Source organism: Oscillibacter sp. PEA192 (genome assembly GCF_003574015.1).
Classification (GTDB): Bacteria; Bacillota; Clostridia; order Oscillospirales; family Oscillospiraceae; genus Oscillibacter; species Oscillibacter welbionis.
The window spans coordinates 2,426,556-2,445,577 of record NZ_AP018532.1; the positions used below are offsets into that span (position 1 = coordinate 2,426,556).

Annotated in this window: 14 protein-coding genes and 1 pseudogene; 9 read left to right on the forward strand and 6 right to left on the reverse strand. The window is 57.7% G+C overall.

Annotated features, from left to right (window positions below):
• Positions 1-11 precede the first annotated feature (11 nt).
• The gene (locus tag DN611_RS12110; protein WP_025544226.1) at positions 12-860 is read left to right on the forward strand and encodes a carbohydrate ABC transporter permease; all 849 of its coding nucleotides are present in this window, start codon (positions 12-14) and stop codon (positions 858-860) included.
• Between the two features lie 137 nt (positions 861-997).
• On the opposite strand, the pseudogene DN611_RS12115 reads toward DN611_RS12110, so the two are convergent.
• Positions 998-2,012, reverse strand: a pseudogene (locus DN611_RS12115) (ABC transporter ATP-binding protein); the annotation flags it as partial.
• Positions 2,013-2,496: 484 nt separating this feature from the next.
• Positions 2,497-3,369 (reverse strand): LysR substrate-binding domain-containing protein, encoded by an 873-nt coding sequence (locus DN611_RS12120; protein WP_025545771.1) that lies wholly within the window; start codon positions 3,367-3,369, stop codon positions 2,497-2,499.
• A gap of 138 nt (positions 3,370-3,507) precedes the next feature.
• Here DN611_RS12120 and DN611_RS12125 point away from each other — a divergent pair, with 138 nt between their 5' ends.
• The 3 genes from DN611_RS12125 to DN611_RS12135 are packed head-to-tail and all read left to right on the forward strand — an operon-like array spanning position 3,508 to position 7,089.
• Complete coding sequence (locus DN611_RS12125) at positions 3,508-4,173, forward strand: RraA family protein (RefSeq protein ID WP_119311475.1); 666 nt, start codon at positions 3,508-3,510, stop codon at positions 4,171-4,173.
• 11 nt (positions 4,174-4,184) lie between these two features.
• The gene (locus tag DN611_RS12130; RefSeq protein WP_119311476.1) at positions 4,185-5,285 is read left to right on the forward strand and encodes an aconitase family protein; all 1,101 of its coding nucleotides are present in this window, start codon (positions 4,185-4,187) and stop codon (positions 5,283-5,285) included.
• A gap of 13 nt (positions 5,286-5,298) precedes the next feature.
• A complete protein-coding gene (locus DN611_RS12135) occupies positions 5,299-7,089 on the forward strand; it encodes an aconitase/3-isopropylmalate dehydratase large subunit family protein (RefSeq protein ID WP_160117435.1) in 1,791 nt (596 codons plus the stop codon).
• 101 nt (positions 7,090-7,190) lie between these two features.
• Here the strand turns inward: DN611_RS12135 and DN611_RS12140 are convergent, their stop codons facing one another.
• The 3 genes from DN611_RS12140 to DN611_RS12150 are packed head-to-tail and all read right to left on the reverse strand — an operon-like array spanning position 7,191 to position 9,992.
• Positions 7,191-8,039, reverse strand: a complete 849-nt coding sequence (locus tag DN611_RS12140; protein WP_119311478.1) for an alpha/beta fold hydrolase — start codon at positions 8,037-8,039, stop codon at positions 7,191-7,193.
• 16 nt (positions 8,040-8,055) lie between these two features.
• Entirely contained in the window at positions 8,056-9,639 is a 1,584-nt protein-coding gene (locus DN611_RS12145; protein ID WP_025543855.1) for a sodium:solute symporter family transporter, read from the reverse strand.
• Positions 9,636-9,992 carry a DUF997 family protein gene (locus tag DN611_RS12150; protein WP_119311479.1) on the reverse strand — a complete coding sequence of 119 codons (357 nt, stop codon included), beginning with the start codon at positions 9,990-9,992 and terminating at the stop codon, positions 9,636-9,638. The genes DN611_RS12145 and DN611_RS12150 overlap by 4 nt, the downstream gene beginning before the upstream one ends.
• Positions 9,993-10,301: 309 nt before the next feature.
• Here DN611_RS12150 and DN611_RS12155 point away from each other — a divergent pair, with 309 nt between their 5' ends.
• The 5 genes from DN611_RS12155 (at position 10,302) to DN611_RS12175 (ending at position 17,702) form a co-directional block, all read left to right on the forward strand.
• Positions 10,302-11,711: a sigma-54 interaction domain-containing protein gene (locus DN611_RS12155; protein ID WP_158629698.1), complete on the forward strand. Its 1,410-nt coding sequence runs from the start codon at positions 10,302-10,304 to the stop codon at positions 11,709-11,711.
• A gap of 71 nt (positions 11,712-11,782) precedes the next feature.
• The gene (locus DN611_RS12160; RefSeq protein WP_119311481.1) at positions 11,783-12,727 is read left to right on the forward strand and encodes an AEC family transporter; all 945 of its coding nucleotides are present in this window, start codon (positions 11,783-11,785) and stop codon (positions 12,725-12,727) included.
• A gap of 150 nt (positions 12,728-12,877) precedes the next feature.
• On the forward strand, positions 12,878-13,792 hold the full coding sequence (locus DN611_RS12165) for a hydroxymethylglutaryl-CoA lyase (RefSeq protein WP_025543860.1): 915 nt from the start codon (positions 12,878-12,880) through the stop codon (positions 13,790-13,792).
• Positions 13,793-14,086: 294 nt separating this feature from the next.
• Positions 14,087-15,940, forward strand: coding sequence for a sigma 54-interacting transcriptional regulator (locus DN611_RS12170; protein WP_160117436.1), 1,854 nt, complete (start codon positions 14,087-14,089; stop codon positions 15,938-15,940).
• A 316-nt stretch (positions 15,941-16,256) separates the two neighbouring features.
• On the forward strand, positions 16,257-17,702 hold the full coding sequence (locus tag DN611_RS12175; RefSeq protein ID WP_119311484.1) for an SLC13 family permease: 1,446 nt from the start codon (positions 16,257-16,259) through the stop codon (positions 17,700-17,702).
• 405 nt (positions 17,703-18,107) lie between these two features.
• On the opposite strand, the gene DN611_RS12180 is transcribed toward DN611_RS12175, so the two are convergent.
• A complete protein-coding gene (locus DN611_RS12180) occupies positions 18,108-19,022 on the reverse strand; it encodes a hydroxymethylglutaryl-CoA lyase (RefSeq protein ID WP_119311485.1) in 915 nt (304 codons plus the stop codon).

The window sequence follows — 19,022 nt, forward strand, 5'->3', positions numbered from 1 at the left end:
AGAGAATCGGAATGTTGGCACATTATAAGAGAACGCCTACCCAGAAGGTCACCCGTGGATTTTCCTATCTGTTCATGGCACTATGTGTGTGCGTGGCGCTGCTCCCCATTATCTGGGTCATTTTGTCCTCCTTCAAGACCAACAGCGAGATCTTTTCCAATGGCCTGTCCTTGCCCTCCCACTTCGGCTTTGACGGGTATGTGCAGGCACTCGAGATCGCCCCGATCCTGAAGTTTTTCGCAAATAGCCTGATAGTTGCCACCATCACAACGATTCTGAATGTGTTCTGCCTAGCTATGGCGGGGTATGTGTTCGCCAAGAAGAGGTTTCGCTTCAAGAACACGATTTTTGCCATTCTTTCCTTGTCCATGGTGATTCCCACCACGGCGCTGATGAGTCCCGTGTACAATATCATCACAAAGCTGGGCCTCTATGATACTAAGATTGCGCTGATTCTGGTGTACACAGCGCTGAATATGCCTATTTCTCTGATGGTGCTCCGATCTGCGTTCGCCTCTATTCCCACAGAGCTGGAGGAGGCCGCCTATATTGATGGCGCCGGCTTTTTCCGTACCTTTGTCCAGGTAATGATGCCCTGCGCCAAGGGCGGCTTGGCCAGTGCGGCGGTGCTGACTTTTTTGGAGAGCTGGAACGAGTTTACCTTTGCTCTGCTACTCACCAGCTCCACAGACAACCGGACCCTGCCCCTGTCCCTGAGCTATTTCACCAGCCAGTTCAGTTTTAACTACACGGCAATGTTTGCTGCCATCACTATTGCGGTGCTGCCCAGCATCATTGTATTCGCTATCTTCCAAGAGCAGGTGAATGCCAGTTTGACTGCCGGATCGGTAAAAGGCTGAGGCCTTCTTTTTCGATTCCCTTTCAGTCCATGGAAACCCGTGTCCCACAGGTTTGCTTCCTGTTCTGAACTTCGTTGAAAATCCCCGGCCTTTTCGATAAAGGAAAAGGCCGGGGATTTTGATGCGTTTCTGGACTCTTAGTACTCCAGATTGACACTTTCTGTGTTGAAGATGTGGCAGATATTTCCGCCGAAACAGAAGTCCGGTTCCCGCCCGGGAGCAAACCGCTCCGTATAGCTCCCGCTGATATTCATAGTGGGAACGACGATGACTGCATTCTTTCCCGCAGCCATAGCATGAAGATGGATCCCATTACCCAATCATTTCGAACACATCTACCTTGGCCAAGATATAACCTCCTTCTCCCTTCCCCAACATGATGTGATTGGGCCGGGCACCCAATGTAACAGGCTGTCCAGAAATCCCTTTCTTGGTCAAGTCAGCACTCTTTTCAAGTGACAACTCCACCTTGATGCCGCCAAGTATCACAGAGTACCGGTCTCCTTCCCTTTGCAGCTCCGCATCAAAAAAATTCATCTGCGGCGTACCGATGAAGTCAGCCGCGAACAGATTGGCAGGATGGTCAAAAACCTCCTGAGGCGTACCGATCTGTTGGATGAAGCCATCCTTCATGATAACAATCCGGTCCCCCAGAGTCATAGCCTCTGTTTGATCATGGGTGACATAGAGGAAGGTAGTATTGATCTTCTGGCGCAGTTTGATAATCTCTGCGCGCATCTGATTACGCAGCTTGGCGTCCAAGTTGCTGAGAGGCTCGTCCATCAGCAGGATCTTGGGTTCCCGTACGATAGCGCGGCCAATCGCCACACGCTGCCGCTGCCCACCGGATAAAGCTTTTGGCTTGCGGTCCAGGTACTGCGTAATGTCTAGGATCTCCGCCGCCTCACGTACAGCTTTGTCAATCTCGCTCTTAGGGCGCTTGCGCAGCTTCAGTGGGAACGCCATATTTTCATACACTGTCATATGGGGATAGAGCGCGTAGTTCTGGAACACCATAGCGATGTCCCGGTCTTTAGGGGCTACATCGTTCATCAACTTCCCATCAATGTACAGTTCTCCGCTGGAGATCTCCTCCAGCCCCGCCACCATTCGCAGAGTGGTCGACTTGCCGCAACCAGAGGGGCCGACCAATTTCCCCTTGAATTTTTGTTTAATATAAGCATTTGATTTTTCATGATCTCTCAATTCATGTGCTCACTCCTCATGGCAGATGATCCATTCCCATTCGGACAGCCCTGAACTGTGGGCGCTACCTTGTTATGACGGCCCCAAGTCTTCAATCCTTTGCTGCACTCCGCATTATCTTTGAAATCAGAGCGGATACGTCCGTGTTTCCCGCCTCGAAGCACCTTTATTCTTGAGCCAGGTTGACACCGCAAAATGACGGGAACTCCGAGAAAAAGAAAGCCGCCGAAATCAGCCGGGCCTAAGCTCCTTTGATCATCCGGCGACTTCTATTGACAGAGCTATTGATAACTTCCCCACCTTTCACTTAGACTTTTTTAGGAATAATTTTTAATTTTCTATGCTTTTAGGGACTTGGTTCTGCGTACTTCTTTGGGAAAAAGCGCCTATATTACAATGTTCCAGCCTTCTATGCCCCAACATGATGAGGTCACTCAAAGCGGGTTCTCATAAAATGAATAAACTGGCGGATCTCCCGGGTAAGGAATACGTCCCGCCGCCATACCACCGCGATGTTCAGCGGCAACGGCGGGTCCACCGGCAGGGCTATGATATTCTCCCCGGGCTCGATCACTTGGGGTAATAAAAAGGCCCCTGCCAGATTCTGCCGGACAAAACTCTTGATGGTCAGCAGTTGGTTGGAATAGAACAACACATTAGGCGTCAGTCCTGCGTCTCGGAAACGGGTCTGCAGCAGGGTCTGGTGATAATATCCGCTGGTAAATAGGATTAAAGGTGCCATTGCAATTTCCCTCAACTCCGCCTTCTCTCGCCCGGCCATGGGGGTGCCGTAGCCGGTGCAGTACATCATGGACATCCGCATCAGTGGATGAGCGGCCAGTGCAGCGGGTGGCGTTTCTCCCACGGCGATGATCGCCAGATCTAGCTGACCGGCGCGCACCATATCCCGTGCTGTATCAGATCCTGCTTCTGTCAGCCGAATGTGTACTTCCGGACAACTTCCGGTGAACTCCGCAAAAATCTTGGGGAATAGAAAAAAGGCCACCATAGGCGGCACTCCCACGGAAAGAGTGCTCCGGCGCTGGCTCCGGGCCTGAAAATCCGCTGTTAGGCCCTCCACTTCTGTCAGGATGCCATCGCAGCGGGCCAAAAACGCCTCACCATCCAGTGTGGGAACCAACGTCCGACCACCCCGACTCAGCAATAGCAGCCCCAGTTCATCTTCCAAGTTCTGAATAGCCGCGGTAATTGCCGGCTGGGAAACGTGGAGTCGCTCCGCCGCCCGGGTAACCCCACCCAAGTGGCAAACGGCGGAAAAGTAGCGCAGCTGCATCAGTTTCATCCCATGGTGCCTCCCCTTTTTAATATCGAAAAAAACGATATTTAAATAAATATTATATATTATATTTATTATAAAATACGTGCTAAAATAAAGTCAACCGCCGCTCTGCGGAATTCAAAAAAGGAGGACTGCCCTGTGATGGACAGAGAATTTTGGATGGGACCCAGTTTTCCCCAGCAGCCCCGAGAACTGTTGAACCGCTTGAAATCCTATGGTGTCTGCGTGGTGGCAGATGCCCTGAAGGGCTTTAACGCCATGAACGGCTCTATTCAGCCGGTGGTACCGGGCAAATGCATATGCGGTTGTGCGGTAACCGTGCGTCTGCACCCCGGAGACAATTTGTTGCTCCATAAGGCCATTGAGTCCGCCCAGCCCGGGGACATTCTGGTGCTGGACACCAACAGCAGCTATCGCAGGGCCGTCATCGGCGGAATCATGTCCGGGGCCGCTTTCGGCAAAGGCATCGGCGGCTTGGTGGTGGATGGCGCCGTCCGGGATGTGGAGGAGCTCCGCGCCCACGGCTGGCCGGTGTTCGCCGCCGCCGTGGTTCCCTGCGCCGCGGACAGCGATGGCCCCGGCCAGCTGAATCACCCCATCAGCTGCGGCGGTGTGCCGGTCCATCCGGGAGATATCATCCTGGCGGATGACAACGGCGTCGCCGTCATCCCCCCCACATGGGTGGAGTGGGTGCTGGAGGGCTGTGAAAAGCGGCATCAGTCCGAGGCCCGCCGCATGGCGGAGATCCGACAGGGGCAGCTGACCTCCGCCGCTGTGCTGGGCAAGCTGGAAAAGCTGGGACTGTGAGGAGGGGCAGCATGATCTCCAAACTGGAACGCCTTTTGTCCGGCGGGACCGTGACGTGGGACCGTCTCCTGGTGACGGACGGCCTGTCCCCGGAGGCAGTGGAGCAGATCACCGCTGTCTCCCCCGCCGCGCCGGACCGGGTCTGGGTGGTCATTGATCACGACACTCCCGCCGGCTCCGTGGCGGTGGCGGAAAAACAGAAAGCCCTGCTGGACTGGGCCCGGCAGACCGGCGCCGTCTTCCGCTCCGGCCGGGGCATCGGGTATGCCCTGCTGCTGGAGTCCGGGCTGCGGGAGGGCGAGATCGTCCTCTCCGGCGGAGCCCATGCCGCGGCGGTGGGAGCCGCCGGCGCGGTGGGCCTGTCCCTGCCTCCGGCGGAGCTGGCCGGCGCGCTGGAGAGCGGGCAGATCTCCCTGTCCCCGGCTCCGCCGCTGCGGCTGGCGGTGACCGGCCCGCTCTCTCCCTATCTCTCCGTCCGGGATCTGGCCTGGACCCTGATCCGGAGCGGCCAGTGCAGCGGAAAAGCCGTGGTCATCCGGGCGCCGCAGCTGACCGCCGCCCAGGCCATGGACCTGTGCGGCCTGCTGGGCGCCGCCGGAGCTGTGACCGCGCTCTGTGTGCGGGAGGACTTCCCGGCAGATGAGACGGTGGATCTGACTGCCCTTCAGCCCATGGCAGCGCCGCCCGGGGACGCCGCGCGGGTCGTTCCCGCCGGAGAAACCGACGGACTGCGGGTGAATCAGGTGTTCATCGGCGGCTGCGGCGGCGGGAGCCTGGAGGCCCTGCGGGAGACAGCGGACCTCTGGCGGGGCCGGACCGTATGCCCCTATGTGCGGGTCATGGTGGCGCCCGCCACTTCCTCTGTCTATGTCCAGGCACTAGAGGAAGGGCTTCTGGATGTTTTTCTGGATGCCGGGGCGTTGGTGATGAACCAGGGCTGTTCCGCCTGCTGGGCCCAGAGCCAGGGGCGGTGCGATCAGGCGGAGGTGTTCGTCTCCACTGGCTCCATCAACTGTGCCGGCTGGGCGGGCAGAGCCCACAGCGGCATCTGCCTGACCACGGTCCGCCGGGCCGCCCAGGCGGCGCTGTCCGGCAGTCTCTATGGTTCCTGAGAGGAGGTCCGCCATGGAACAGACGTTTTGCAGCCGCATCTGGCGGCTGAGCGACAATATCGATACTGATATCATCATCATGAGCAAGTATCTGGCCAAGCCCTCCCTCCGGGAGATGGTCCCCCATCTGTTCGAGCCCCTGCGGCCAGAGCTGGCCGCCCGGCTGCGGCCCGGGGATGCCATCGTGGCCGGGGAGAACTTCGGCTGCGGCTCCTCCCGGGAGATGGCTGCCTCCGTCCTCAAAACCGCGGGCATCCGCTGCATCATCGCCAAGAGCTTTGCCAAGATCTTTTTCCGCAATGCCATCAACAACGGCCTGCTGCTGATCGAGTGCCGGGACCTGTATGACCGCTGCCGGGAAGGCGACACTGTGAAGGTGGAGGTAGGCCGGCAGATCATCTGCAACGGCACGGCCTACCCTGTCCCCGGTATGAGCACGGAGGTACTGGATATCCTCCGTTACGGCGGCCTGGTGTCCCGGATGCGGGCGCTGGACAAATCTCTCCCGGCCGCTCCCGCTCCACGGGACACGCTGCGGGACGTCCACCGTCCAGGCCATACCCTGGCGGAGCAGCTCCTCATCCACAACACCGGCGCACAGGACCTACGCCCCGGAGACGTGGTGACGGTCCGGGTGGACGAGGCGGTCCTCCATGATATCTACACCCCTTATATCTTCCAGCAGTTCCGGGACATGGGATTCTATCATGTGTATGACCCGGACCGGATCTCCGTCATGGTGGACCATCTGTACCCCACCTGTCTGGATGATGACCCCCGATGCTTCCGGTACAGCCGCCGCTTCCAGGACGAGTATGGCGTGAAGCGCCTCTATGTGGCGGACGGCATCAGCCATCAGCTGGCGCTGGAGGAGCGTCTGGCCGCCCCCGGCAAGATCATCTTCGGCACGGACAGCCACACCACCACCTACGGTGCCGTGGGCGCCTTCGCCTCCGGCGTCGGCTATACGGAGATGGCCTCCATCATCGGCTGCGGGCAGCTGTGGGTCCGGGTCCCCTCCGCCATCAAGGTGGTGGTGAACGGGACCCTGCCCAAAGGTGTCTTTCCCAAGGACATCATCCTGCGGGTACTGGGAGACCTGACTGCCGCCGGTGCCATCTACAAGTCCCTGGAATTCACAGGCTCTACCATTCAGCAGCTCAGCATCTCCGGCCGGGCCGCCATCGCCAACATGGCAGTGGAGTGCGGGGCCAAGGCGGCCCTGTTCGCCCCGGACGAAAAGACCGCCGCCTTCTGCGGCGTGGACCTGGCGGACTGTGACTGGCTTCGCTTTGACGGGGATGCCCGGTACGAACGGGTCCTGACCTATGACGCAGGCACTTTCCGGCCTTATCTCTCCTGCCCCTACGGGGTGGACAACGTACACCCCATCGAGGATGTAGCGGGCACGCCGGTGGATCAGGTGTTCATCGGCAGCTGCACCAATGGCCGTCTGGAGGATCTGGCCGCGGCGGCGGCAGTGCTGAAAGGACACGCCATCGCCCCCTTTGTCCGGCTGATCGTGACGCCGGCCTCCAGAGCTGTCTACCGGGAGGCCGCCCGGCTGGGATACCTGAAGACGCTGGTGGAGGCAGGCGCCATGGTGACCCATCCATACTGCTCTCTGTGCCAGGGCCGCAGCGGCGGTCTGGTCAGCGGAGCGCAGGTGGTCGTCGGCACCCACAACCGCAACTTCATCGGCCGTATGGGCAGCCCTGCCGCCCGGACTTTTCTGGCCAGTCCCGCAGTGGCCGCGGCCTCCGCGCTGGAGGGACGCATCGCCGACCCCGCGCCCTATTTGTGACGGTCCCAGATCAGGCCCGCTTCCGGGGTACCCCAACACAGGCCCCCGGCTGTCTGGTGTAGCCGGGAGCCTGTGTTCTGTGAGGGTCGGGTGAGCGGGCTTTATGTCCAGGTGTAATTCTCCACAAAGTTCAGGATGGTCTTGTTGAACTGCTCCGGGTCCTCCAGGAACATCACATGTCCCAGATCCAAGAATTCGTGGAAGCAGCAATTACCATTCACCAAATCCCGATAGTGCCGCCCCATTTCGATCCCCCGGGGGATGGCCGGGCTGTCCGCACAGCACAGCAGGAGGGGAATGTCGATCTTGGAGAGAGTCTCTGTATAATCCTTGAACAAAAAATCGTTATACAGAGCAAAGGCGATATATACCGGCAGCTTCTTCATTTCCGTACTGACCCAGTCCTCGTCCTCCTGACAAGGCGGTGTATGGAAGCAGAGCCGGGTAAACGTCCGGGCGTAATCATCGTGGTGGGAGAGCGCGTTCTCCAAGGTGGCAGTCATGGCGTCCATGTTGAAGCCCGCCAAAGAATGGCTGTTCCAGGACTCCGGCGAAAAAGGGTACAAGGCAGAGTCGATGACGCCGATCTTCTTCAGATGCTCGTCGCCGAACTGCTCGTAGTACTCCATCACCACACTGCTGCCCATAGACCAGCCCAGCAGTGTCACATCCTCCAGGCCCAAATACTCAATGAGTTCATGAACATCCTTGGCACAGCGGTCCATAGTGAGATTTTGAAGCGTTTTTGACGAAGAACCGTGCCCCCGCCAGTCTATCAGCACCAGCCGGTGATCGGCGGAGAGGGCATCAATATTTTTATAGAAAAATTTGGACGAGCAGAGAAAGCCATGGAGGATCATGATCGGCTCCCCCTTGTCCTTGCCGTAGTCCTCAAAATAGATCCAGGCGCCGTCGCTGACCTGAAGGAAATTGTCCTTGCTCCTGATCATACCTCTACTTCCTTTCTTAGTCTTTCAATGTATCGATCTTGGCATACTTCTCATCATAGTCCTCACAGAAGAACACCTGGAAATATCCCAGCTTGACCCGTTCTTTCTGCGTGGCATAGCTGACAGCCACCAACAGCACCAGAGAGATCAGCCAGGCAGGCAGGAAAGCGTGGACACCCCCCAGCGCCGCAGCCCACCACTCCTTTGTGGATGGGATCACGCCGGAGATGAAATAAAGAATGACGTATGCGGCAAAACCGCCCACCGTAGAGGCGAACATTCCCTTTGCTGTGGCTTTCTTCCAGTACATGCCCACCAGAACAGGGAAGTACCAGGCCGCTGCAAGGGCTGCCAGGGCGAAGTTGATCATGTACTGGGTCAGGGTAGAGGGCTTCAGGGCGATCAACGTCGCCACCAGGGAGATGCCCAATACAAATGCGGTGTTGATGGTGCTCTGGGTCTTGGGAGGCGTGTTTGGCTTCCAGCAGTCCACCACGAAGTCCTTGGCCAGTATGGACGCACCGGCCATGGCCAGCCCCGCGAGAGAGGACTGGATCGCAGCAAAGATCCCGCAGAAAATGATGCCGCCCATCCAGGAGGGCAGGAGATTGGTGGCGTTGAAGATGGTCGTATAGTCCGCAGTCTCCAGGCCGGGGTTAATGGCCCGGGTCAGGGGGCCGGTGAAGCACATGATGCCCTGGATCAGAGTAAATACACAGCAGGAAATGATGACGCCCTGCTTCAACTTCTTATGGTTGTTGTAGGTCATCGTGACCGACAGGGCGTGGGGTACAGCGCCCAGGCCCACGCCGGCAAACAACGCAGTGCCCATGGCGTTCCAGAAGGTGAAGCCTGTGTCCGCCTGGATCGCGCCGGGGAAGGCTGTGCCCAGATACTCCATGGCGGCCTGGACACTGCCGTACTTTTCCACGTTGTCGGCAATCAGAACACCGATGATGGAGAACGTGGCAATCAGCATGATGACACCTTGAATGCTGGCCACCTTGGCCATGGACTTGATCCCTCCGGAGACGGTGTAGATCACAGTGATGACGATGGTCAGCAGGATGCCCAAGTAGTAGGAGTTGGAGCCGGTGACAGCGGCGAAGACCTTGGCGCCGGAGGTGATCTGACCCACGGCGAAAAAAGTCAGGCCGAAAGCTCCGGTGATAGCCAGCGCCCCCACGACCTTTTTAGACTGGAACCGCAGCCCCAAAAGCTGCTGGAACGTGACGGCACCGGTGCGGTCACGCAGGATCGCCACTTTGCGCCCCACGCTGCCCAGGCCATAGGCAGCAGTCAGGAAACCGGCGTAATAGACCAATGCAGCTGTGAATCCAACGGAATACCCAAGGCCGGGCGCGGCCACCATGGTGCCGCCGGCCATGGAATTTGTAGCGGCGATCATGGCGATGGCAAAGGCTCCCAGCCCGCCGCCGCCCGTCAGAAAGGAGGCCAGGCCGTCTTTACCGCCCTTTTTGGATTGATATTTGATGTAGAAGCCGAAGCCCACAATAACAACGCTGTAAACGGCAAAGATGATCAACATGACCCGAGATGTGGACGCGGTTACAGAGAATCCGCCCAGATCATAACTCATGCTTGTTCCCCTCCCTCTTTCTTGTTCATACTGTCTTTCTTAAACCTTGCGGTCAGCGGAAACTCCTCCCATTTGACCAGCCAGATCATGCCCACCACAAACATGGCCAGATAAATCACGATTGCGCCAGACACCCACATGGGCATGCCCAGAAAGTACCTCATCTCTGCGGGATCGCCGGTTCCGAAGGCGTACATCCAGATGGTGGCGATCACTGTGGCCACCACACCCAGCACGTGAAAGAACACGGCGTCTTTTTTGCCCACCTCCAGGCGGCGGTCCAGATTGCCCACCTGGGCGGGGTCATAGTCGGTACTCTCCAGATCGACATTTAACAGTTTTTTGTTTTCCATGATTCTCACTCCTTTAAAATTCTCTTCCGGCCGGCAGATTCCGGTCCGGCTTGCTGCTCTTCTTTTTAGCAAAAGATATGCCATTCATTTATTGTCCGTTTTGCCTAAATTGTCCTTGCAATTTTGTCGTTTTCCAAGATATATTAGAAAAAATGCCCTCTGATTTTCTCTGATTCGCGAATTTGTTTTTCGCATTTCGGCGAAACGCAAATTTTCCAGAAAGGAATTGACCACAGCATGGTACAGAGACCGGAAACACATCTGGCCGGGGATCTGGCTTCAACCCCCGCAGCTCAGAAGGAATATGAGTTGTTGAAGATCTTGGCGGAGCACTACTTCGGCAGCATGCTGGTCACGGATGACCGGGGCCGTTTTCTCTATGTCAGCGACGGCACCTGTCGCCTTTTGGGTGTCGACCGTGAGACGCTGCTGCAGCTCTCGATCTATGATACCCTCAAGGGCTACTGCTTTGCCACCAGCGCTTCTTCCATCAAGACGTTGGAAACAAAGCAGGAGTGTCTCAGCAACCACACGCTGACCGCCTCCGGCCGACAGGTGCTTGCCCTGTCCCGGCCTCACTTCGGCCCGGACGGGGAACTGCAATACGTCCCTACATACAGCTGGGATGAGGAGGAGCTGTACACCTTGCTGGAGAAGTTCGACCAGGAGCGGGACAACGTCCGCAACGTCATTCGCTTCATGCAGGGCACTGACAAAACTCCATCCATGATCATCGCGGAGAGTGATGCCATGGTGAAACTGCTGGAGTATGCCGATCATGTAGCCGCGGTGGACAGCACCGTCATTCTGTACGGCGAGTCCGGCAGCGGCAAGGAGATGTTCGCCAAATACATCCATGCCCGCAGTGACCGAGCCGATCAGGTTTTCATCCCGATCAACTGCGCCTCTCTCCCCCCCTCTTTACTGGAAGAGGAGATGTTCGGTTACGAACGGGGCACCTTTACCGGCGGTTCCAAGGACGGCAGGATCGGCCTGTTCGAGTTCGCCGACAAGGGCACTATCTTTTTGGATGAGATCGGCGAAATGTCTCTGGAACTCCAGGCCAAACTGCTGCGGATCATCGAGACCGGCGAAGTCAAGCGTCTGGGCAGCAACCGAATCCAGAAATGCGACGTACGGATCATTGCCGCCACCAATCGGAATCTGCGGGAGATGGTAGAGGAAAAGGCATTCCGGGCAGACCTGTATTACCGATTGAACGTATTGACCATCCACGTGCCGCCTCTGCGGGAACGAGTGGCGGATATCGCCCCACTGACCCGGTACTTTGTCCAGCTTTTCAACAAAAAGTATGGCTTTACAAAACATCTGATGCCCGCTCTGATTCGGGCTCTGGAACAGTGGTCCTGGCCGGGCAATGTCCGAGAGCTTCGCAACACCGTGGAGCGGATGATGGTGGAGAGCCGGGATTCCATCATCGATGCGGCGGCCTTCCGGGAAATCCCACCGGGCATATCCTCTCCAAAAACCAGCGAATGCCCAGTCCCGGACCTTCTGCCCTATCAGCAGGCCATGAATATCTATGAGCGGGAATACCTCTCCGCCATGGTGGCATCCTGCGGCGGGGACCTTCGAAAAGCCGCCGGAAAGATGGAGCTCCACCTTTCCACCCTGTACCGGAAGCTGGAGAAGCTGGGTTTGAAGCCACCCCGGACATCCGGGAACTGCCAGGGCCCCGGAGAAGAACCGCTCCACTGAAAAAGCCGGCATGAAAATTGCTTAATAATTTTGACGCGGTGTTGAACACCGCGGGAGAGAAGGAACCGATTTTGCTGGAGAATCTGCTGTTCAGCCTCAATATGAGCCTGCCCCTCTTCATCGTCATGGGGCTGGGCTGTATTCTCACCCACAAGGGGTTTTTCACAGAGAATTACATTGCCCATACCACCAATCTGGTGTACTACGTACTGCTGCCTGGAAAAATGTTTCTGGACATCGCCACCAGCGATCTCAGCACCGCCTTTGACATCAGATATGTCGCGGTGGCAACGGGCGGCGTGGTGCTGCAGTTCGCGCTGGCCTGGGCAGCCGGCTGGCTGCTGTGTCCGGACCGCAGCAAGCAGAGCGCCTTTTCCCATGCCGCCTACCGGGGCAATTTCGTCTATCTGGGCACGGCTCTTCTGCGAAATATCTATGGAGTCTCCCATGTGCCCAGCGCAACGCTGATCCTGGCGCTGGTGATCCCCCTTTACAATATTCAGGGCGTTGTTCTGATGACTGTCAAGGAGTGCCAGGGTCGGTTCCGCCTGTCCACCGTGCTTCTGAACGTTCTGAAAAACCCCATGATCCTGGCTGTGCTTGCAGCCATCCCCTTCGCCTATTTCAAAATCCAGCTGCCCTTCGTGGTCTCTGAGAGCCTGGGCTATTTCCAGGCCGCCACCAATACCATGGCGCTGCTGGTGGTGGGCGGAAGCATCCGTCTCAGTGCCCTGAAGAACGATCTGCCGCTGCTCATGCGTCTCTGCGGTGTCAAGCTGTTGCTGATGCCGGCCATCTGGGCTGCCATGGGGATCGCCGCCGGCCTTCCGGCGGAGCAGCTGGTCACCCTGATCATCGTCGGCGCCATGCCGGCCGCCGTCAATGTCTACATCATCACAGACAAGATGGGCGGCGACGGAGCCCTGGCCTGCAGCGCCGTAGTAGTGACCCACTTGGTGTCTCTGTTCACCATGACAGCCATCATCTTTGCCATGCGCACAGCGCGGTTCATATAGGGCGTACGCCGTAACGTTTCGAAACATTGTCTCTGTTACATAAGACACGCCATGCAACTCTCCGGTGGTTAAGCGTATCCTCTGCGGACTATATCCGCAGGTCGAACAAATATCATGCCAATCAGCAAATATGGAAAGGAGTTTTTCACAATGGATCTACCGAAACGCATTGAGCTGATCGAAGTCTGCCCCAGAGACGGCTTTCAGAGCGTCCATGATATCATTCCCTTTGAGGGCAAGGTCGCTATCATCAAGAAGCTGGCAGAGGCCGGCTTCAAGCGGCTGGAGGTTGTCTCCTTCGTCAGCCCCAAAGCCATCCCCCAGATGGCCGACGCCAAGGAGGTTGTGGCCGCTGTGCGGGATACGCTGAAGGCGCACGGCGTCCGCACGGTAGCGCTGGTCCCCAACGCCCGGGGCGTGGAGACCGCCGTGGAGTGCGGCATCAACGAACTGACCTATGTCATCAGTGTCAGCCGCTCTCACAACATGGCCAATGTCCGCCGGACGCCGGAGGAATCCATGGAACAGTTCAAGACCCTGATTCAGGAGTACGGCCACAAGATCGACTTCCGCCTGGCTCTGGCTACCGCTCTGGGCTGTCCTTTTGGAGAGGAGATCCGCACCGAGCGGGTGGCGGAAATGGTGCAGTTCGGCCTGGATCTGGGCTGCAAGGAAATCTCCATTGCCGACACGGTAGGCATGTCCAATCCCAAGCGCACCTATGACCTGATGAATGCGCTCACCGCCCAGTTCGGAGCGGACAAGTTCGTCATGCATCTCCACGACACCCGGGGCCTGGCTCTGGCCAACACCCTGGCCGCCATGCAACTGGGCGTCCACAAGTTTGAAACCGCGGCCGGCGGCCTGGGCGGCTGTCCCTTCGCCCCCGGCGCAGCCGGTAATGTTGCCACAGAGGATACCCTGAACATGATGCATGAGATGGGCATTGAGACCGGCATCGACAACGATGCACTCCATGAGGCGGTGCTGCTGCTCCAACAGTATGTCCACGCCCCTATCGTCAGCCATCTGATGTCCCTGTACAAGCCGAAGCCCTGCGTCTAAGGGATCAGCGGCACAGAATGGCACCAGCGGCGTTTCACTCGCTGCTGACGCCGGTCCTTCCCCGGACTTGGGAGCCTTTTAGGGAAAATCACTCCCATCCCAGTGCAACGTTTTTCTGGTGCATCCCTTCGCTGGCGCGTAGTGCGGACAGATTTCAGTCGGTCCATCCGTATCTGCGTTCAAAACGTAGAGCAGAGAGGTATATATGTGGAGATATTGAATTGGAAAGACGTTCAGCATGTCAACGATATCTGTGTTATGGCCCCGACCCTACAGTTGGCGGAAAAAGCTGAGATGCTGATCAAACAGGAGAATTATCAGAACATTGATGTAGTGGTGGCCGCCAGCGGCCGCCAGGAGACGGTCAAGTGTGCACAGACACTGGCAGCTGCGGGTGCCGAAATCATTATCACCCGCAAAGGGACCCGCCGGATCGTGGAAGAGGTCACCAACCTGAAAGTCGTGGGCCTGAACAACTCCCTCTCCGACTATCTTTGGATGCTGAAGGAGCGTGGTCTGCACACACCTGGACTGATTGCTTTTTTTTCCTATGATCCCATGAGTTCTGATATTCTGCAGATGTGTGAGATGCTGGAGGTGCAGACAAAGAACTACATCTTCAAAAGCTTTGCCGACTGCCGGGGCTGCGTGGAGCGTGCCCTGAAAGACGGCGCGGTGTTTAGTGTGGGCGGTGCCTGGACCGATCCGTGGGCCAAAAGGTTGGGACTTCCCCATGTGATCGTGGAAAATTCCGTGGAGACCATTCTCAATGCACTGGAGAGTGCCACTCAGTTGCGCCGTGTCCAGGTGGAGGAAGCAGAAAAACAGTGCCTCTTTAAGACTCAATCAGAGATGTATCAGGCAGTACTGGACTTCACGCATGACGCCATCCTGGCCATTGATGAAAACGGCCGGATTCAGGTCCTCAATCCTCCGGCAGAGCGGATCATGGGCTGCCGGGCCGCGGATTCCGTGGGACAGCCGGTGGAGGCGGTCCTGCCCAATACCCTTCTGCCGGATGTGCTGGAGAGCGGCGAGAAGCAGCTGGACCAGATCATGCAGATCCACCAGACCCTGTGCAACACCAACCGGATCCCTATCCTGGTGGACGGCCAGCGCCGGGGCGTAGTGGCCACCTTTCAGGACGTGAAGCAGCTGCAGAACAGCGAACAGAAGATCCGCCTCAAGTTGCACGAAAAGGGCTTGGTGGCCAAGTACGCCTTCAACGATATCCTGGGGGACTCCCCAGCCATCCGCAGCACCATCCAGATTGCCCGGAGCTATGCCGCCTCCCGTGCCTCCGTGCTGATTCTGGGGGAGACCGGCACCGGCAAGGAGCTGTTCGCCCAGTCCATCCACAACGCCAGTGACCGCCGGGACGGCCCCTTTGTGGCCATCAACTGCGCCGCTGTCAGCAACAGCCTGCTGGAGAGCGAGCTGTTCGGCTATGAGGCCGGGTCCTTTACCGGCGCCTCCCGGGGCGGCCGGGAGGGCGTGTTTGAACTGGCCCACGGCGGTACCCTGTTTCTGGACGAGATCGGCGAGATCCCCCGGGAGACCCAGGTGGAGCTGCTGCGGGTCCTGCAGGAAAAAGAGATCCGCCGGGTGGGCGGAAGCCGGGTGATCCCTGTGGACGTGCGCATCATCGCCGCCACCAACAAGGATCTGCTGCAGGAGACCGTGGAAGGCCGCTTCCGGGAGGACCTGTATTACCGTCTGGACGTGCTGGACCTGAAGCTCCCGCCTCTGCGGGAGCGGGGTGACGATGTGAAGATCTTAGGCCTCCATCTGTTCCGCCAGCTGCCCGGCGGCAAGGACCCCATCATGCAGAGCCAGTTCTTGTATCTGCTTGAACAGGCCGGTCCCTATCAGTGGTACGGCAATATCCGGGAGCTACAAAACTTTGTGGAGCGGGCCAATATTCTGATGAGGAACGCCGGAGCCTCCTCCGTGACGGTGTCGGATATTCTGCGCCGCCGCGCTGAGCCTGCGCCGGAACCCTGCCAGGAAACGGAATCACGTGACCGCCGCGCCATCGAGGCCGCTCTGCACAACCACCCCGGCTCTATGGCGGATGCCGCCAGAAGCCTTGGCTGCAGTCGACAAACTCTATGGCGGAAGATGAAAAAATACGGCATCCAACGGTGATCGTTTCATTTTCTGCTGCGCCTTTAACCGTTTGCAACACACGTTTAACAAATCGCGTTACACTCCCCCGGCCAAACGCCTTGTCTGCCTATTTTCATTCGCGGGCAAGGCGTTTTTTGTGCATTTTTACCCCCTTTTTGTAAATTTTCTACAGCTTTTTCAAACATTTAGTCAAATATATGAATTTTCCCCGAAGGATTGGCACATTTTTTGCTATATCTGTAATAATAGCTTTTGACGTCGTGGGCGAGCTGCGTCTGGGCAGGTCACAGGGGATCCTGTGGCAAGACTCTACTATCTTTTAGGAGGAGATTCCATGGGTAAAACAAAAGTCCAAAAGATCGGCTTCCTTGTCGGCATCGTTGCCATGCTGGTCATCGGCTTCATGCCGACGCCTGAAGGGCTGTCGCTGGTGGGGCAGCGGGTGCTGGCCGTCACCGTACTGATGGTGGTCTTTTGGATCACTGAGGCCATGCCGATCCCGTTCACAGCGCTGTTGCCGATCTTCCTGTTCCCGGTAATGCAAATCACCGGCTCCAAGGGACAGAATGACATCACGCTGTTCGCGCACTATGCCTACTCCACCTGCTACCTGCTGGTGGGCGTGGGCTTCCTGTCCGGCGCCATGGTGAAGCACGGCCTGCACAAGCGTATTGCTCTGGGCATCGTCAGCAAGGTCGGCAAGAAGCCCACCACTCTGATCCTGGGATTCATCATTGCCGTAGGCTTTGTGTCCATGTGGATGTCCAACACGACCGCCACTGTCATGATGCTGCCTGTAGCTCTGGCTATTTCCAGCACCTTGGGCGATAATGCCGCCGGTCTAAAGAAAGCCATGGTCCTGGCCATCCCCTACGCCGCCACCATCGGCGGCATGGCAACTGTCATCGGCACCACCACCAACCCCACCGGCATCGGCCTGATCCGTGAGACCATTGGCATCGACATCGACTTTCTGGACTGGATGAAGATCGGCCTGCCTTTCACCGTCATCCTGATCCCCTTCTTCTGGCTCTATATGGTGAAGTTCTTCAAGGTCGACAAGATGCCCCCTACTGACATCTCCATCGCCCGCAGGCAGTATGAGGAACTGGGGCCCATGAACAAGGGCGAGAAGTGGGTTGCCGCCATCTTCGTTCTGTGTGTCATCCTGTGGGTCACCCGTTCTCTGGTCTGGGGTGACTGGTTCCCCTATGCCACGGATGAAACTATCGCCATGTTCGGTGCAATCTTGGTTATGATTGCACCTATGGATTATAAGAAAGGTGAGTACGTCTGCGACTGGAAGACCGGCTTCAATGACATCCCCTGGAACGCCGTTATTCTGCTGGGCGGCTCCATGGTCATGGGCAACGCCTTCCGGGATGCCGGTTGCGCGGAGTGGATCGCCAATATGCTCTCCGGCTTGGCGGGCATGAACTCCATCCTGATTGTAATTCTGGTTGGTATTGTCACCGCTGTTCTCACTGAACTGACTACCAACGCCGTGGTCGTGGCCGCCTTTATCCCGGTCCTGGCCGGTGTGGGCGAGGCTATCGGAGTCAGTCCCTTTGCCATGATGATCGCCTGCATGTTGGCCTGCAACTTTGCTTTCATGCTGCCTCCCGGAACGCCCCCCAACGCCATTGCTTATGGCTCCGGCGAAATCGAGCTGAAAGATATGTTGAAATGCGGCCTTGGCCTGAAGCTCATCGCTCTGATCATCTTCCCCATCGTTCTGTATTTCATCACCATGGGCATCTTCGGTGTCGGCACGGTTTGACCGTCCCTGGTACATCTGTCACAAGGGCTCCGCACAGTATGTGCGGAGCCCTTTCCTGTCCCCCCGCTCCTCCGCTCCAGCGATCCAGCTGCTGGAGTTCACAGGCACAGCACAGGTGTGCGGACCGATCCACACCGTCTCTTCCAGCTGTCTCACAGGCGGCCTCAGGAGAATCATAGGGTACATACACCCCCGAGTACAGAGTCTGTAATCCCCAGGGCCAGCCCGTCCAAAGCCCTGTGCGTCAGCCCTTTCTCGTGCGATCCCCCTGTGTTCTTCTCTCTGTACGGGCTCTGCGTAAGCCGCCGCAGAATCCCCGCCTGCATCTTCTTCGCCCAGCCCTGCAGAAAAACCCCGCCCCCTTCCATTTGGGAAGGGGGCGGGAAGGAGTGTGTGTTAGATGACTTATCGCTCAGGCTTGCAGGGAGTCTCTTTTTCTACATGGATATGGTGGCCGCTGTATGTACCAGGGATGGCCTGCATCTGGGCCTTCGCAGCAGCCAGCAGCTTGGAGAAGGAAATGCCAGTGTCGCAGCCCATCTCATTGAGAGTCCACACCACATCCTCTGTGGACAGATTTCCAGAGGCACCGGGGGCAAAGGGGCAGCCTCCCAGACCACCCAGAGCAGCCTGCACCTTGGTAACCCCCATATCCATGGCCGCCAGGGTGTTGGCCATGCCCAGGCCGCGGGTATCATGGAAGTGGACCATCAGATCCAGACCGGGATATGCGTTCTTCACGGCGCCGATCACTGCGCGCACCTGGGCGGGATCGGCAATGCCGATAGTATCGCACAGGCAGCAGGTCTTCATACCGGCGTCCACATAGTCTTTCAGAAAATTTACCGCGGCGGAGGGATTGTCGTATTTCCCCTCAAAGGGACAGCCAAAGGTGGTGGCCAGATCCACGATGATGTCCAGGTCGGGATAGGCAGCCCGGATTTCCTTGTACGCCTCCAGAGACTGCTCGTGGGTGCGGTTGATGTTGGCCTTGTTATGGCTCTTGCTGAGAGAGACCACATAGCACACCCGCCGCAAGCCCAGCTCATAGGCGTTCTGTGCGCCCCGCAGGTTGGGGATCAGTGCGAACAGATCCATGTCTGGATATTTCTCCAGCACCACCCGGGTCACGTCAGCCGCGTCTGCCAGCTGGGGAATGGCCTTGGGGCTGACGAAGGAGGTATACTCGATGTGCTTCACTCCGGCAGCCACCAGTTGATCGATGACGGTCAGCTTCTGCTCCGTGGTGATCGGGGTGCATTTGACACTCTGGAATCCGTCCCGGGGCCCCACTTCGATGACTTCAACTTGCTTGCTCAT

Coding starts and splice junctions, on each gene's coding strand:
- DN611_RS12110 (WP_025544226.1), top strand. CDS start 12: ATGTTGGCACATTATAAGAGAACGCCTACCCAGAAGGTCACCCGTGGA.
- DN611_RS12120 (WP_025545771.1), bottom strand. CDS start 3,369: ATGAAACTGATGCAGCTGCGCTACTTTTCCGCCGTTTGCCACTTGGGT.
- DN611_RS12125 (WP_119311475.1), top strand. CDS start 3,508: ATGGACAGAGAATTTTGGATGGGACCCAGTTTTCCCCAGCAGCCCCGA.
- DN611_RS12130 (WP_119311476.1), top strand. CDS start 4,185: ATGATCTCCAAACTGGAACGCCTTTTGTCCGGCGGGACCGTGACGTGG.
- DN611_RS12135 (WP_160117435.1), top strand. CDS start 5,299: ATGGAACAGACGTTTTGCAGCCGCATCTGGCGGCTGAGCGACAATATC.
- DN611_RS12140 (WP_119311478.1), bottom strand. CDS start 8,039: ATGATCAGGAGCAAGGACAATTTCCTTCAGGTCAGCGACGGCGCCTGG.
- DN611_RS12145 (WP_025543855.1), bottom strand. CDS start 9,639: ATGAGTTATGATCTGGGCGGATTCTCTGTAACCGCGTCCACATCTCGG.
- DN611_RS12150 (WP_119311479.1), bottom strand. CDS start 9,992: ATGGAAAACAAAAAACTGTTAAATGTCGATCTGGAGAGTACCGACTAT.
- DN611_RS12165 (WP_025543860.1), top strand. CDS start 12,878: ATGGATCTACCGAAACGCATTGAGCTGATCGAAGTCTGCCCCAGAGAC.
- DN611_RS12170 (WP_160117436.1), top strand. CDS start 14,087: ATGCTGATCAAACAGGAGAATTATCAGAACATTGATGTAGTGGTGGCC.
- DN611_RS12175 (WP_119311484.1), top strand. CDS start 16,257: ATGGGTAAAACAAAAGTCCAAAAGATCGGCTTCCTTGTCGGCATCGTT.
- DN611_RS12180 (WP_119311485.1), bottom strand. CDS start 19,022: ATGAGCAAGCAAGTTGAAGTCATCGAAGTGGGGCCCCGGGACGGATTC.